This is a genomic window from uncultured Microbacterium sp. (genome assembly GCF_963521645.1).
Classification (GTDB): Bacteria; Actinomycetota; Actinomycetes; order Actinomycetales; family Microbacteriaceae; genus Microbacterium.
In genome coordinates this window covers 25,640-40,958 of record NZ_CAUQVQ010000020.1, presented here as the reverse complement: position 1 = coordinate 40,958, position 15,319 = coordinate 25,640, and the positions used below count along the sequence as shown (strand labels likewise).

Here is a 15,319-nt window from a genome sequence, read left to right as displayed (position 1 = left end):
CCTGGTTTGTTGGTTGGGTGTGGGGGGGTGTTTTTTTTTATCCGAGCCCGTCACTACCCAACACCCCCGCGGCCTGCGGGGGGGCCGGCGGGGCCCGCCCCGCCCTTCTGCGTCGACGTCGTCTGGTCAGGGACGGCCGCGCAGCACGGCCTGCTTGACCTCGGCGATCGCCTTCGTGACCTCGATGCCGCGGGGGCACGCCTCGGAGCAGTTGAAGGTGGTGCGGCAGCGCCACACGCCTTCCTTGTCGTTCAGGATGTCGAGACGCACATCGGCGTTGTCGTCGCGGGAGTCGAAGATGAAGCGGTGCGCGTTCACGATCGCCGCCGGTCCGAAGTACTGGCCGTCGGTCCAGAACACGGGGCACGACGAGGTGCACGCGGCGCACAGGATGCACTTGGTGGTGTCGTCGAAGATCTCGCGGTCTGCGATCGACTGCGTGCGCTCCTTGCCCTTCTCGGGGACCGAGTTCGCGACGAGGAACGGCTGCACCTCGCGGTAGGAGGCGAAGAACGGCTCCATGTCGACGACGAGATCCTTCTCGAGCGGCAGGCCCTTGATGGCCTCGACGTAGATCGGCTTCGAGATGTCGAGATCCTTGATCAGCGTCTTGCACGCGAGGCGATTGCGACCGTTGATGCGCATCGCGTCGGACCCGCAGATGCCGTGGGCGCACGAGCGGCGGAACGTGAGCGAGCCGTCGACCTCCCACTTGATCTTGTGCAGGGCGTCGAGCACGCGGTCCGTCGAGTACAGCTCCACGTCGTAGTCGACCCAGTGCGGCTCGGCGTCGACCTCGGGGTCGAATCGTCGGATGTTGAACGTGACGATGAAGGACTGGATCGCAGCCTCTTCGGTCGTGTCGGCGGGAGCCTCGGCGATGGCGTTCGACATGCTCAGTACTTCCTCTCCATCGGCGGGTAGTTCAATTCGCCCTGATCGTTCTTGGTGAACACGACGGGCTTCCAGTCGAGCTTGATGTGGTCGCTCGGGGTGGAGGAGTGCGGGTCGCCCGTGAGGTACGCCATCGTGTGCTTCATGTACTTCTCGTCGTCGCGCGTCGGGAAGTCGTCGCGCATGTGTCCGCCGCGGCTCTCCTCGCGGTTCTGCGCGGCGTAGACGACGACCTCGGCGATGTCGAGCAGGAAACCCAGCTCGACGGCCTCGAGCAGATCGGTGTTGAAGCGCTTGCCCTTGTCGTCGACATGCACGTTCCGGTACCGCTCGCGGAGTCCGGCGATCACTCCCAGCACGTGCTCGAGCGAGTCGTGCGTGCGGAACACCTGCGCGCCCTTGTCCATCTCGTCCTGCAGCTCCTTGCGGAGCACGGCGATGCGCTCGGTGCCCTGGTTGTTGCGCAGCCCCTCGAGCATGTCCGAGACGAACGCCGCGGGGTTCTCGGGGAGGGGAACGAACTCGGCGGTCTTGACGTACTCGACCGCGTTGCGTCCGGAACGCTTGCCGAACACGTTGATGTCGAGCAGCGAGTTGGTGCCGAGACGGTTCGCGCCGTGCACCGAGACGCACGCGCACTCGCCGGCGGCGTACAGGCCGGGGACCACGGTGTCGTTGTCGGCGAGGACCTCGCCGTTGTTGTTGGTCGGGATGCCGCCCATCGCATAGTGCGCGGTGGGCATCACCGGCACGGGCTCGACGACCGGGTCGACGCCGAGATACGTCCGAGCGAACTCGGTGATATCCGGCAGCTTCGTCTCGAGCACCTCGGCACCGAGGTGGGTGCAGTCCAGGAGAACGTAGTCCTTGTGCGGGCCGGCTCCCCGGCCCTCGGCCACCTCCTGCACCATGCAGCGAGCGACGATGTCGCGTGGCGCGAGGTCCTTGATGGTCGGCGCGTAGCGCTCCATGAAGCGCTCGCCCGAGGCGTTGCGCAGGATCGCGCCTTCTCCTCGCGCGCCCTCGGTGAGGAGGATGCCGAGGCCCGCGAGGCCGGTCGGGTGGAACTGGAAGAACTCGAGGTCCTCGAGGGGGAGGCCCTTGCGCCAGACGATGCCGACGCCGTCACCGGTGAGGGTGTGCGCGTTGGAGGTCGTCTTGAAGATCTTGCCGAAGCCGCCGGTCGCGAAAATCACGGCCTTGGCCTGGAAGACGTGCAGCTCGCCCGTGGACAGGTCGTACGCGACGACGCCGGCGACCTGGGTCTTGCCGTCGGCGTCCTTCACCGTCAGCAGGTCGAGCACGTAGAACTCGTTGAAGAAGTTGATGCCGAGCTTGACGCAGTTCTGGAAGAGCGTCTGCAGGATCATGTGGCCCGTGCGGTCGGCGGCGTAGCAGGCGCGGCGGACGGGCGTCTTGCCGTGCTCGGCGGTGTGACCGCCGAATCGACGCTGGTCGATCTTCCCCTCGGGCGTGCGGTTGAACGGGAGCCCCATGTTCTCGAGGTCGATGACCGCGTCGATGGCCTCCTTGGCGAGGATCTCCGCGGCATCCTGATCGACGAGGTAGTCGCCACCCTTGACCGTGTCGAAGGTGTGCCACTCCCAGCTGTCCTCCTCGACGTTCGCGAGGGCGGCAGCCATGCCTCCCTGCGCGGCTCCGGTGTGGGAGCGCGTCGGATACAGCTTGGAGATCACCGCGGTCCTCGCGCCGGGGCCGGCCTCGATCGCCGCACGCATGCCGGCGCCTCCGGCGCCCACGATGACGATGTCGAACTGGTGGTAGTGAACACCGTCGCGCACGACGGAATCCTGGGTCTCGGTAGTCACTTCTCGTTTGCCTTCTCTTCTACTGGCCCAGCGCCTGGCAGGAATCCCACAGCGTGCTCGACTCGGTCACGCCCAGGCACGGGTCGAACGTGAAGACGACCAGTGTGCCGAGCAGGATGAGCAGAGCCGCGGCGAGACCGAGCGCCCAGATGAGCGCCTTGCGCGCGGTGGTGTTCGTGACGTAGTCGTTCACGATCGTGCGCATGCCGTTGGCGCCGTGGATCAGCGCCAGCCACAGCATGATGACGTCCCACCACTGCCAGAACGGCGTGGCGAACTTGCCCGCGATGAACGCGAAGTCCAGGGCGTGGATGCCCTCGCCGACCATCAGGTTGATGAACAGGTGTCCGAAGATGAGCACCACGAGCACGACGCCGGAGCCGCGCATGAACAGCCAGCCCCACTTCTCGAGGTTGACTCCGCGACGAGCGCGGGTGGGGGCGGAGACGGTCTGAGCGGTCATCAGTGTCCTCCTCCGAAGCCGGCGAACGCGAGCATCAGGTGGCGCGGCACGAAGCCCGCCATGATGATGCCCCACACGAGCAGCACGCCCCAGAAGAGCTGACGCTGGTACTTCGCGCCCTTGGACCAGAAGTCGACCGCGATGATGCGCAGGCCGTTCATGGCGTGGAACACGATGCCGGCGACCAGCACGACCTCGCCGATGGCCATCACCGGGTTCTTGTAGGTGCCGATCACGGCGTTGTAGGCCTCGGGCGACACCCTGATGAGTGCAGTGTCGAGCACATGCACCAACAGGAAGAAGAAGATGGCGACTCCGGTGATGCGGTGAAGCACCCACGACCACATGCCTTCGCGACCCCGGTAGAGGGTGCCGCGCGGTGTCTTGGAAGTGGTTTCCGAAATCGACGGTGTCAAGCGAGCGCTTGTGGACACGGTCGTCCTCCCTGGATCGATGTGACTCGGTCGCGTGCGTCGCGTCATCCAAGCGTGAACCCGTTGGACGTCAGGCACGGCCGATCGCTGTCCATCCTATTCCCGTGAACTGGCAGTGGCGACGAAGGGGAGCCTAAGTATCTCGATGTCGAGAAGTCGGATGCAGATAGCCTGGCTGGGTGAACCAACCGATCCAGGACTTCTACGCAGTCATCCCCGCCGGCGGAATCGGCAGCAGACTCTGGCCACTCTCGCGTGCGGACGCCCCGAAGTTCCTGCACGATCTCACAGGATCGGGCCATTCGCTGCTGCGCGACACCTGGGACAGGCTGGAGCCGCTCGCGGGCGCTGATCGCATCGCCGTCGTCACCGGTCGCGCCCACCGCGCGGCCGTCGAGGCCGAGCTTCCCGGAATACCGGATCACAATGTGTTCCTCGAGTCCGAGCCGCGCGAATCGGCGGCGGCGATCGGTCTCGCGGCGGCGATCCTGCACCGTCGCGATCCCGACGTCATCATCGGCTCGTTCAGCGCCGACCACGTGATCCGCAGCGCGAGGGTCTTCGAGTTCGCGGTGCGCGACGCGGTCGAGGTGGCCCGCGAGGGCTACATCTGCACGATCGGGATCTCGCCGACGGAGCCGGCGGTCGGGTTCGGGTACATCAAGAAGGGCCCCGAGCTCGTGGTGGAGGGCGCCCGCGAGGCCGCGCTGGTGGAGAGCTTCGTCGAGAAGCCCGACCTGGAGACCGCCACCGCATACCTCGCGAGTCGCGACTACCTCTGGAACGCGGGCATGTTCATCGCGAAGGCGAGTGTGCTGCTCGACGAGCTGGCGGCGAACGAGCCCGCCCTGCACGCGGGACTCATCGAGCTCGCGGAGGCATGGGACGACCGGGAGCGGCGTGGTCCCGCGGTCGACCGCATCTGGCCCGGGCTCAAGAAGATCGCGATCGACTACGCCGTGGCGGAGCCGGCCGCTCGTCGCGGACGCCTCGCGGTCGTCCCCGGGCACTTCGACTGGGACGACGTGGGGGACTTCGCCTCGCTCACCAAGCTGATCAACAACGGACGCAAGAACGACCTCGCCGTGCTCGGCCCGAAGGCCCGAGTCCTCAGCGATGCGGCGAGCGGGATCCTCGTGAGCCAGACATCGCGAGTGATCAGCCTGGTGGGCGTGAAGGACATCGTGGTGGTCGACACCCCCGATGCGCTGCTCGTGACGACCGTCGAGCACGCGCAGCGCGTGAAGGGCGTCGTGGAGTCGCTCAAGCTGACGGGGCGCGGCGACGTGCTCTGATGAGCAGAGGTCCGTGCTCATCGGCTGGTTGGATTTCAGCTTTGTAACCATTGCGTGGCGTGTGGCGTCGCGGCATGCAGAAAAACCGAAACACTGGGTAACTTTGAGCGATCCGCGAGGGCCGCGGGTTCGTTGAGGAGGCATGAGTTGACCATCTCCACCACCAAGAAGCTGCTCGGCGCGACCATCGCCGCCGGAGTCGTCTTCGCGCTCGCCGGCTGCGGCCAGGCCCCGACCGAGTCGGGCGGCACGGACGGCGGCGACGCCGCATCCGACTTCCTTCCCTGCCTCATCTCCGATGCCGGCGGCTGGAACGACAAGTCGTTCAACCAGTCCGCCAAGGAGGGCATGGACCGCGCCGCGGACACCCTCGGCGTGAAGCCCCTCGAGTTCGAGTCGGCCAACGACAACGACTACGCCCCGAACCTCGAGACCGCCGTCTCCGAGGGCTGCTCTCTCATCGTCTCGGTCGGCTTCAAGCTCTCGGCCGCCACGGTCGAGTCCGCCCTCGCGAACCCCGAGATCGACTACGCGATCATCGACGACTACGCCGACAACGACTTCGACGGCACCACCGATGCCCCGAACATCAAGCCCCTCGTCTTCGACACGGCTCAGGCCGCCTACCTCGGCGGCTACGCCGCGGCCGGCTGGTCCGCCGCGTCGGGCGTGAACAAGGTCGGCACCTTCGGCGGAATGCAGATCCCGTCGGTCGCCGTGTTCATGGACGGCTTCCAGCTCGGCGTCGAGAAGTACAACGAGGACAAGTCGGCGGCCGTCGAGGTCTTCGGCTGGGACGCCGCCACGCAGAAGGGCTCCTTCACGGGCGGCTTCGACGCGAACGACACCGCCAAGCAGACCGCCCAGGGCGTTCTCGACCAGGGTGTCGACGTGATCCTCCCCGTCGGCGGACCGATCTACCAGAGCGCTGCGGCGGCCATCGCCGACAGCGGCAAGGACACGCTGCTGGTCGGCGTCGACAGCGACCTGGCCGTGGCCGATGAGAGCGTGGCGGACGTCACCCTCTTCTCGATCATGAAGGCCATCGACGTCGCCGTCGAGGACGCGACCATCGCCGCGTCCGAGGGCGACTTCGACCCGGCTCCCTACATCGGCACGCTCGAGAACGAGGGCGTCAAGCTCTCGGGCTTCGGTGCCTTCGAGGGCGACCTGCCCGACGGCCTGCTCGACGAGATCGCCGCACTGCAGGAGCAGATCATCGCGGGCGACATCACGGTGGATTCCGAGAACTCCCCGTAAGCGGTTCACATCCATGGCGGGGCGAGTGGCGCAATCGGCCACTCGCCCCGTGCCGTGGGCGGACGATGACGACTGTTCGCGGCGCATCCGGGCGATCCCCGTGCGAAGCGCCGGAGGTCCTTCGGACTCTTCTGGATGACACTTCTGGATAAGGTGCAGATATGAAGCTCGAACTTCGCGGTATCACCAAGCGGTTCGGAACCCTGGTGGCCAACGATCACATCGACCTGGTCGTCGAACCGGGGCAGATCCATGCGCTGCTCGGTGAGAACGGTGCAGGCAAGTCCACTCTGATGAACGTCCTGTACGGGCTGTATCAGGCGGACGAGGGCGAGATCCTGCTGGACGACGTCGTCCAGCGCTTCCGCGGTCCCGGCGACGCGATGAACGCCGGCATCGGAATGGTGCACCAGCACTTCATGCTCGTCCCCGTGTTCACGGTGGCGGAGAACGTCATGCTCGGCCACGAGCAGACCAAGGGCCTGGGCACCCTCGACATCTCGAAGGCGCGTGAGCACGTCCGCGCCGTCGCCGCCCGCTTCGGCTTCGACATCGACCCGGATGCGATCGTCGGCGACCTGCCGGTCGGCGTGCAGCAGCGGGTCGAGATCATCAAGGCGCTCTCACGCGACGCGAAGGTCCTGGTCTTCGACGAGCCCACGGCCGTGCTCACCCCGCAGGAGACCGATGAGCTGATGGGCATCATGCGCCAGCTCCGCGACGAGGGCACGGCGATCGTCTTCATCACGCACAAACTGCGCGAGGTGCGCGAGGTCGCCGACACCATCACGATCGTGCGCCTCGGCCGTATCGTCGGCGAGGCGTCGCCCACCGCCACGAACGCCGAGCTGGCGTCGCTCATGGTGGGTCGTGCCGTCGAGCTCACTGTGCACAAGGACGCTCCGCGCCTCGGCGAGGGAGGCCTCGAAGTCAAGGGGCTCCGCGTGCTCACGGCCGGCGGCGCGATCGTCGTGGACGATGTCGACTTCTCCGTGCGCCCCGGCGAGGTGCTCGCGGTCGCGGGCGTGCAGGGCAACGGGCAGACCGAGCTCGTCGAGGCCATCGTGGGTCTTGCGGCGAGGGTCGAGGGGTCGATCACCCTCGGCGGCACCGAGCTGGTCGGGAAGAGCGTCCGGGGGATCCTCGACGCAGGCGTCGGGTTCGTCCCCGAGGATCGCACCGAGGACGGCCTCGTCGCCGGATTCTCGGTCGCGGAGAACCTGATCCTGGACCGCACGGACGACCCCGAGTTCAGCCGCGGCGCGACGATCCGTCGATCCGCGCTCGAGGACTTCGCCCGTGCGCGCATCAGCGAGTACGACATCCGCACGCAGGGGCCGCACACGCCGGCGGGCACGCTGTCGGGAGGAAACCAGCAGAAGGTCGTGATCGCCCGCGAGATGAGTCGCGAGCTCAAGCTGCTGGTGGCTGCTCAGCCGACCCGCGGAGTCGACGTCGGCTCGATCGAGTTCATCCACAAGCGGATCATCGAGACCCGCGACGCGGGCATCCCCGTGGTCGTCGTCTCGACGGAGCTCGACGAGGTCGCGGCTCTCGCCGACCGCATCGCGGTGATGTACCGAGGCACCATCGTCGGGATCGTTCCCGGCGACACCCCGCGCGAGACGCTGGGACTGATGATGGCGGGCGCCGCCGAGGGAGAGGTGGCCGCATGAGCGGTACGACGCAGGGGAGCGGAGCAGCGGGCGAAGGGTCCGCCGACCGGCTCTCCGTGAACACGACGACGACGCTGCGCGACTCGGGCGACGTCCCGCCGCCGCCGCGCGGCAATGTGATCCTCAAGGACATGCTCCGCGGCAGCGCCGTCACGACGACGCTCGCGATCTTCCTGGCGCTGGTGGTCGGCGGCATCCTGATCGCCTTCACGAACGAGGACGTGCTCGAGGCGTCCGGCTACTTCTTCCAGCGTCCGAGCGACACGTTCGCCGCGATCTGGAACGCCGTCTACAACGGCTACGAGGCGCTCTTCCGCGGCGCGATCTTCAACGCACGCGGTGCGGACTTCGCGGCGCAGATCCGCCCGCTCACCAACACCCTGGGCTTCGCGGCTCCGTTGATCGCGGCCGGTCTCGGCGTGGCCCTCGCGTTCCGCGTCGGCCTGTTCAACATCGGTGCACGCGGTCAGATGCTGATCGGCGTCGCCGCCGCGGGGCTGCTCACGTTCCAGCTCGACCTGCCGTTCTGGCTGCACATCCCCGTGACGCTGATCGCCGGCATCGCCGGCGGTGCGCTGTGGGGCGCGATCGCCGGTCTTCTCAAGGCACGAACGGGCGCCCACGAGGTCATCCTCACGATCATGCTCAACTACGTGGCGTACTACCTGCTCCTGTGGATGATCCGCACCCCGGGGCTGCTGCAGAAGCCCGGCACGAACCAGGCCCTCGGCTATGCCACGCCCGAGAGCGCGCAGTTCCCCTCGCTCCTCGGACCGCAGTTCCCGCTGCTCGACCTCGGATTCGTGATCGTCATCGTCGCGACCCTGTTCGTGTGGTGGCTCATCGAGCGGTCCTCGCTCGGAATGCGGATGCGCGCCGTCGGCGAGAACCCGCACGCCGCGCGCGCGGCGGGAATCAGCGTGCAGCGCGTCTACGTCTACGCCATGCTGCTCGCCGGAGCCCTCGCGGGTCTCGCGGGCATGAACCAGGTCCAGGGCGCCGTCACGACAGGCATCACCGAGACGATCGACGCGGGGATCGGCTTCGACGCCATCACCGTGGCCCTGCTCGGCCGCAGCCGCGCCTGGGGCACCTTCGCCGCGGGCATCCTGTTCGGCGCGCTGAAGGCGGGTTCGTTCTCGATGCAGGCGCAGGACATCCCTGTCGACATCGTGCTCGTCGTGCAGTCGCTCGTCGTGCTGTTCATCGCCGCGCCGCCGCTGCTGCGCGCGGTGTTCTTCCTGCCCAAGACCGATGCGGAGAAGGCTGCCAAGGCGAGAGCCAAGGCCGCGAAGAAGGCGGTGACCGCATGACCTCCCTCGTCCAGAGCGAAGCCGCCGACGGAACCGTGCAGCTCGCCACCGTGCGCGAGCGGCACCTGAAGGCTCCCATCGTCCTCGCCGCCGCCACCGTGCTGCTGGCGATCCTGTTCCTGCTGGTGCCCCGCACCGGCACGAGCAGCTTCCGACTCAACGATCCGTCCTCGCCGTTCGCGCTGCCCGACGTGGCGCTGCCGACCGGACCGACCAGCTGGGTCGTCATCGCCGTCCTCGCGGCGCTGTCCGTTCTCGCGTTCCTACGCGCGTGGTCGTACCGCAAGCCCTCCATCTGGCTCGTGATCGCCTTCAGCGTGCTCGCGGTGTTCGGCTTCCTGGTGTGGGCGGGCGCCGGAGGACTCGTCCCCGTCAGCAGCCTGCTCTTCGGCGCCGTCTCCCTCTCGGTCCCGCTCGTGTTCGGTGCTCTCGGCGGCGTGATCGGAGAGCGGGCGGGCGTCGTGAACGTCGCGATCGAGGGTCAGCTGCTGCTGGGCGCGTTCGCGGCCGCGCTGCTGTCGAGCGTGACGGGCAGCCCGTTCATCGGACTGCTGGGCGCGATGCTCGGCGGCGTGCTCGTCGCCGCGGTGCTGGCGGCCTTCGCCATCAAGTACCTCGTCGAGCAGGTCATCGTGGGCGTGGTGCTCAACGTGCTGGTCAGCGGTCTCACCGGCTTCCTCTACGGCGCTCTGCTCGCGCCGAACGAGGCCGAGCTCAACACCCCCGTGCGCTTCAGCCGCATCGAGATCCCGCTGCTGAGCGACATCCCGATCATCGGGCCGGTGCTGTTCAATCAGACCTTCATCGTCTATCTGATGTTCATCACCGTCGCGATCGTCGCCTGGGGCCTCTACCGCACCAAGTGGGGACTCCGCGTCCGCGCCGTCGGCGAGCACCCGCAGGCCGCCGACACGGTGGGCATCAAGGTCAACTCGACGCGCTTCTGGAACGTGCTGCTCGCGGGTGCCATCGCCGGTGTGGGCGGGGCGTACTTCACGCTGGTGTCGGTGCCGCAGTTCGGCAAGGACATGACGGCGGGTCTGGGCTTCATCGCCCTCGCCGCCGTGATCTTCGGCCGCTGGGATCCGATCCGCGCCACGCTCGCAGCGCTGCTGTTCGGGTTCGCGACGAACCTGCAGAACCTGCTGTCGATCCTCAAGACGCCGATTCCCGGCGAGTTCATGCTGATGCTCCCGTACGTCGTCACGCTTCTCGCGGTGGCCGGTTTCGCCGGTCAGATCCGCGGTCCTGCGGCGAGCGGCAAGCCGTACATCAAGTCCTAGGAGAGACATGACCGACATCGACTGGGACGAGCTGCGTCAGGTCGCCACCGACGCCATGACCAAGGCCTACGCCCCGTACTCCCGCTACCGCGTGGGTGCGGCGGCCCTCGTGGGCGACGGTCGCATCGTCGCGGGCTGCAACGTCGAGAACGCGTCGTACGGCGTGACGCTGTGCGCCGAGTGCGCCCTCGTCGGCGACCTGCACATGTCGGGCGGCGGCCAGCTCGTCGCCTTCGTGTGCGTCAACAACGACGGGCAGACGATCATGCCGTGTGGACGCTGCCGTCAGCTGCTCTACGAACACGCGATGCCGGGCATGCTGCTGGAGACCGTCTCCGGCATCCGGACCATCGACGAAGTACTGCCGGATGCCTTCGGCCCCCGAGACCTGGAGGACGCCCGATGAGCGTTGAGCCCTTCGACGCCGTCGATGTGATCCGTGCCAAGCGCGACGGAGGCGCGGTGCCGGAGAAGGCGCTGCGCTGGATGGTCGACGCCTACACCCGCGGTTACGTGTCGGATGCGCAGATGGCGTCGTTCGCGATGGCGATCTTCCAGCGCGGCATGGAGCGTGACGAGATCCGGGTGCTCACCGACGCGATGATCGCATCGGGAGAGCGGATGAGTTTCGCGACTCTCGGCAAGAAGACCGTCGACAAGCACTCGACGGGCGGCGTGGGCGACAAGATCACCCTCCCGCTCGCTCCGCTCGTCGCCGTCTTCGGCGTCGCGGTGCCGCAGCTCTCGGGGCGCGGCCTGGGCCACACCGGCGGAACTCTCGACAAGCTCGAATCGATCCCCGGGTGGCGCGCCGCGCTGAGCAACGACGAGATGTTCGCGCAGATGCAGGGCGACGTGGGCGCGGTCATCTGCGCCGCGGGCTCCGGTCTCGCTCCCGCCGACAAGAAGCTCTACGCGCTCCGCGATGTCACGGGAACGGTCGAGGCGATCCCGCTGATCGCCTCGAGCATCATGTCGAAGAAGATCGCCGAAGGCACCGACGCGCTCGTGCTCGACGTGAAGTTCGGGTCCGGGGCCTTCATGCAGGACATCGACCGCGCCCGGGAGCTCGCCCGCACCATGGTCGCCCTCGGCACCGACTCTGGCGTCGCCACGACCGCGCTGCTCACCGACATGAACGTGCCCCTGGGGCGCGCGATCGGCAACGCCAACGAGGTCCGCGAGTCCGTCGAGATCCTCGCGGGCGGCGGCCCGTCGGATGTGCGGGAGCTGACGATCGCCCTGGCCCGTGAGATGCTCGCGCTCGCAGGACAGCCGGATGCCGACGTCGAGGCCGCTCTCGACGACGGACGCGCGATGGACGGCTGGAAGGCGATGATCCGCGCGCAGGACGGCGACCCCGACGCGCCCCTGCCGACGGCTCGGGAGACCCACGTGGTCACGGCCCCCTCCGACGGCGTGGTCTCGCAGATGGATGCTCTGCCCTTCGGTATCGCGGCCTGGCGCCTGGGTGCCGGGCGCGCGCGGGCGGAGGACCCTGTGGTCTTCGAGGCGGGCATCGATCTGCACGCGAAGCCGGGCGACCGGGTCGTGGCCGGCCAGCCGCTGTTCACGCTCTCCGCGGCTGATGAGGCTCGGTTCCCCCGTGCGCTCGAGGCGCTGGAGGGCTCGTGGGCGATCGGCGAGGAGGCTCCCGCCGCAGGGCCGATCGTGCGGGAGCGCATCACCGCGTGATCCGCTGACCGCTAGCCTGGACTGAGCTACTCCGCGACCGAGAGGAATCCGATGTCGATCGACGCGAACGGTGATGTCACCATCCAGGGAGCATCCCTGCGCAGGCTGCCCAAGGTGTCTCTGCACGACCACCTGGACGGCGCCGTGCGTCCGTCGACGATCATCGAGCTGGCGGATGCGATCGGACTCGAGGTTCCCGAGTCGAAGCCCCGTGCACTCGGCAGCTGGATCGCGAAGAAGAGCGACTCCGGTTCTCTCGTGGAGTACCTCAAGACCTTCGACCTCACCACCGCCGTGATGCAGACGAGGGAAGGACTGGTGCGCGTCGCCCGCGAGTTCGTCCAGGACCTCGCGAAGGACGGCGTGATCTACGGCGAGGTGCGCTGGGCGCCCGAGCAGCACCTGAGCCGCGGACTCACCCTCGAGCAGACGGTCGAGGCCGTGCAGCAGGGGATCGAGGAGGGCGAGGATGCGGCGGATCGCGCCGGCCACAGCATCCGCGTCGGCCAGCTGATCACCGCGATGCGCCACACCGACCGGTCGCGCGAGATCGCAGAGCTGGCGGTGAGCTTCCGCGAACGCGGCGTCGTGGGCTTCGACATCGCGGGTCCCGAGGACGGCTTCCCCGCGTCGGACCACCGCGCTGCGTTCGATCACCTCGCAGCCAGCTTCTTCCCCGTCACGGTGCATGCCGGCGAGGCTGCCGGTCTCGACTCGATCCGCTCGGCGCTCATCGACGGGCGTGCGCTCCGTCTCGGGCACGGTGTGCGCATCGCCGAGGACCTGCAGGTCATCACGCAGGAGGGCGACGAGGTGCAGGTGAAGTTCGGCGACCTCGCCCGCTGGGTGCGGGACCGTGAGATCCCCCTCGAGCTCTCGCCCTCGTCGAACCTGCAGACGGGCGCGATCGCCGCGTGGGGCAACACGCTCGCCGACCACCCGTTCGATCTGCTCTATCAGCTCGGCTTCGCCGTGACGGTCAACGTCGACAACCGCACCATGAGCGCGACCTCGCTGACGCGAGAGCTCGCGCTTCTCATCGAGGCTTTCGAGTACGACCTCGACGACCTCGAGACCTTCCAGTTCAACGCCGCTGCCGCCGCTTTCCTCCCCGTCGAGGAGCGGGAAGAACTCGTCGAGATGATCGCCGAGGGCTTCGACGTCTGACGATGGCATCCGGGGGGAAGCGACGCCGAGCCGGTCTCGCGATCGGAATCATCGCGGCCGTCGTGCTCGCAGGAGGAACCGCGGCTTCCGTGGCGTGGGCGAACCGCCCGGCAGAGGCGCCGACGCCGAGAGCGGGATCGGGGGTCCTCGCACGACCGCTGACACCGGTGCAGAGACTGATCGCGGAGACCGGCGATCCGCTCGCGTGCGCCGTGACGTTCGTCGGCGAGGGCGCGCCTGTCGATCCGATGCTCCAACGCCAGGACGCGCTCTACAGGGGGCTGCCGATCCTGGAGCGCCCCGGCCAGGTCTTCGCGGGCTGGTACTCCTCAGCAGCCGATGCCGCCGCGTACACGGTCGCGAACCGCGTCAACGGGGCAGACCCGGTCGTCTGCGTCGACCAGCGGATCGAGCTGTACGCCGCGTGGAAGACGCCCGAGGAGAACGTCGCGGAGAACGCGCAGATCCCGATCCTCATGTATCACCAGTTCACGTCGGATCCCGAGGGGGAGTCCGGCTGGCTGCGCGGCAACTACGCCTACATCGGCGACTTCGACGCGCAGATGGAGCACATCGCGACGACGGGCTTCTATCTGCCGACGTGGGACGAGCTCAGCGCGTTCATCGACGGCCGGCTCTTCCTGCCCGCCCACTCGGTCATCATCACCGACGACGACGCCGACCAGACATGGTTCGATCTGGCGGTGCCCGTGATCGACCGCCTCGGCCTGCTGTCGACGTCGTTCATGATCACTTCGGCGCGTCAGGACCCCGCACCCTCGGAGTACGTGCTGCGGCGCTCGCACACGCACGACATGCACCAGGCCGGCGAGAACGGCAAGGGGCGGATGGTGAACTGGTCGGCCGACGAGATCGCGGCAGACCTGAACACCTCGGCCGAGATCCTGGGGGTGCGCGAGGTGATCGCGTATCCGTACGGGCACTACAACGACACGGCGAAGCAGGGCGTCGCCCAGGCGGGATTCGAGATGGCACGCACGATCGAGCCCGGCACGGTCTCGATCGGCACCGACAAGCTCGCGCTCCCGGTGGTGCGCATCGACTACGGCATGGGACTCGACGCGCTGATCAAGCGCATCGGCTGAGCACCGGGTGGCGGCAGAATGATCGTATGACTGCATCCGTCGTGATCGCCGGCCCGGCATCGTGGAACTCGCTCGTCGTGCTCGATCGGCTGCCCGAGCCAGTGCCGCACATGCAGTTCGCCGAAGACAGCTGGGAGACGGTCGGCGGCACCAGCGCGGGCAAGGCACTGAGCCTCACCGGCCTGGGGCGATCGACGCGTCTGCATGCGCTGAGCGCGCATGACGAGCCGGGGGAGCGGGTGCGCGCAGCTCTCGCGGCTGCGGGCGTCGACACGCTGTGGGGGACGGGCGATGTCACCGAGCGCCACCTGAATCTGATGACCCGCGCAGGTGCTCGGGTCTCGTTGTACCTGTCGTCGCCGCGCGCCACGGACGGGCGCGACGACGCCCGACTGCTCGCGGACATGAGCCGCGCCGACGCACTCGTGCTCGATCTCGCGGCCGAGCCCCTGCGGCTGCTTCCTCAGGCGCGGTCGACGGGACGGCCGATCTGGGTCGACGTGCACGACTACGACGGCGATGCCGACTACCACAGGCCGTTCCTCGACGCCGCAGACGCGATCTTCTGCAATGCGGACCGGTTGCCCGACCCCGTCGCCTTCCTGCACTCCCGCGTGACGGCGGGCGCATCGCTCGCCGTCTGCACACTCGGCGCAGAGGGCGCGGTGGCCGTCGACGGCGAGCATCGCGAGCATCGGGTGTCGGCAGTGCCTGTCGAGGTCGTCGACACCAACGGGGCGGGCGACGCGTTCTTCGCGGGTGTCCTCGACGCGCGACTCGACGGCGCCGACGTCGATGCGGCGCTCCGGGCCGGTGCCCGCGCGGCATCCGGGGTGCTGCGCAGCAGGCACCTGCATCCCCTTCTCGACGCGGTGCTCGGCTGACGGGAGGCTCGGCTGAGGGG

General features: G+C 68.1%; 14 protein-coding genes. 10 read left to right on the top strand and 4 right to left on the bottom strand.

All coding sequences use genetic code 11. The features are described 5' to 3' along the window. Positions 1–126: 126 nt before the first annotated feature. Genes RWO82_RS07045 through sdhC form a run of 4 tightly spaced genes read right to left on the bottom strand, consistent with a single transcriptional unit; the run spans position 127 to position 3,620 of the window. Positions 127–894 carry a succinate dehydrogenase iron-sulfur subunit gene (locus tag RWO82_RS07045; RefSeq protein ID WP_314425108.1) on the bottom strand — a complete coding sequence of 256 codons (768 nt, stop codon included), beginning with the start codon at positions 892–894 and terminating at the stop codon, positions 127–129. 2 nt (positions 895–896) lie between these two features. Further along, positions 897–2,723, bottom strand: a complete 1,827-nt coding sequence (gene sdhA / locus RWO82_RS07040; protein ID WP_314425106.1) for a succinate dehydrogenase flavoprotein subunit — start codon at positions 2,721–2,723, stop codon at positions 897–899. A 19-nt stretch (positions 2,724–2,742) separates the two neighbouring features. Beyond that, the gene (locus RWO82_RS07035; protein ID WP_314425105.1) at positions 2,743–3,186 is read right to left on the bottom strand and encodes a succinate dehydrogenase hydrophobic membrane anchor subunit; all 444 of its coding nucleotides are present in this window, start codon (positions 3,184–3,186) and stop codon (positions 2,743–2,745) included. Further along, positions 3,186–3,620, bottom strand: coding sequence for a succinate dehydrogenase, cytochrome b556 subunit (gene sdhC / locus RWO82_RS07030; protein ID WP_201470271.1), 435 nt, complete (start codon positions 3,618–3,620; stop codon positions 3,186–3,188). The genes RWO82_RS07035 and sdhC overlap by 1 nt, the downstream gene beginning before the upstream one ends. A 179-nt stretch (positions 3,621–3,799) precedes the next feature. Here sdhC and RWO82_RS07025 point away from each other — a divergent pair, with 179 nt between their 5' ends. The 10 genes from RWO82_RS07025 to RWO82_RS06980 all read left to right on the top strand — a co-directional run bounded on the left by RWO82_RS07025 (position 3,800) and on the right by RWO82_RS06980 (position 15,299). Beyond that, the gene (locus RWO82_RS07025; RefSeq protein WP_314425102.1) at positions 3,800–4,915 is read left to right on the top strand and encodes a mannose-1-phosphate guanylyltransferase; all 1,116 of its coding nucleotides are present in this window, start codon (positions 3,800–3,802) and stop codon (positions 4,913–4,915) included. Positions 4,916–5,062: 147 nt separating this feature from the next. Continuing rightward, entirely contained in the window at positions 5,063–6,175 is a 1,113-nt protein-coding gene (locus tag RWO82_RS07020; protein ID WP_314425100.1) for a BMP family ABC transporter substrate-binding protein, read from the top strand. A gap of 161 nt (positions 6,176–6,336) precedes the next feature. Continuing rightward, entirely contained in the window at positions 6,337–7,851 is a 1,515-nt protein-coding gene (locus RWO82_RS07015) for an ABC transporter ATP-binding protein (RefSeq protein WP_314425098.1), read from the top strand. Beyond that, positions 7,848–9,164, top strand: a complete 1,317-nt coding sequence (locus RWO82_RS07010; protein ID WP_314425096.1) for an ABC transporter permease — start codon at positions 7,848–7,850, stop codon at positions 9,162–9,164. The genes RWO82_RS07015 and RWO82_RS07010 overlap by 4 nt, the downstream gene beginning before the upstream one ends. After that, entirely contained in the window at positions 9,161–10,447 is a 1,287-nt protein-coding gene (locus RWO82_RS07005; RefSeq protein WP_314425094.1) for an ABC transporter permease, read from the top strand. The genes RWO82_RS07010 and RWO82_RS07005 overlap by 4 nt, the downstream gene beginning before the upstream one ends. 7 nt (positions 10,448–10,454) lie before the next feature. Continuing rightward, positions 10,455–10,853 carry a cytidine deaminase gene (locus RWO82_RS07000; protein ID WP_042536471.1) on the top strand — a complete coding sequence of 133 codons (399 nt, stop codon included), beginning with the start codon at positions 10,455–10,457 and terminating at the stop codon, positions 10,851–10,853. Next, positions 10,850–12,142: a thymidine phosphorylase gene (locus RWO82_RS06995; RefSeq protein ID WP_314425091.1), complete on the top strand. Its 1,293-nt coding sequence runs from the start codon at positions 10,850–10,852 to the stop codon at positions 12,140–12,142. Before RWO82_RS07000 ends, RWO82_RS06995 begins: the two co-directional genes overlap by 4 nt. A gap of 51 nt (positions 12,143–12,193) precedes the next feature. After that, a complete protein-coding gene (locus tag RWO82_RS06990) occupies positions 12,194–13,309 on the top strand; it encodes an adenosine deaminase (protein ID WP_314425090.1) in 1,116 nt (371 codons plus the stop codon). Between the two features lie 2 nt (positions 13,310–13,311). Continuing rightward, positions 13,312–14,415, top strand: a complete 1,104-nt coding sequence (locus RWO82_RS06985; protein WP_314425088.1) for a polysaccharide deacetylase family protein — start codon at positions 13,312–13,314, stop codon at positions 14,413–14,415. 26 nt (positions 14,416–14,441) lie between these two features. After that, positions 14,442–15,299: a PfkB family carbohydrate kinase gene (locus RWO82_RS06980; RefSeq protein WP_314425086.1), complete on the top strand. Its 858-nt coding sequence runs from the start codon at positions 14,442–14,444 to the stop codon at positions 15,297–15,299. Positions 15,300–15,319: the final 20 nt, after the last annotated feature.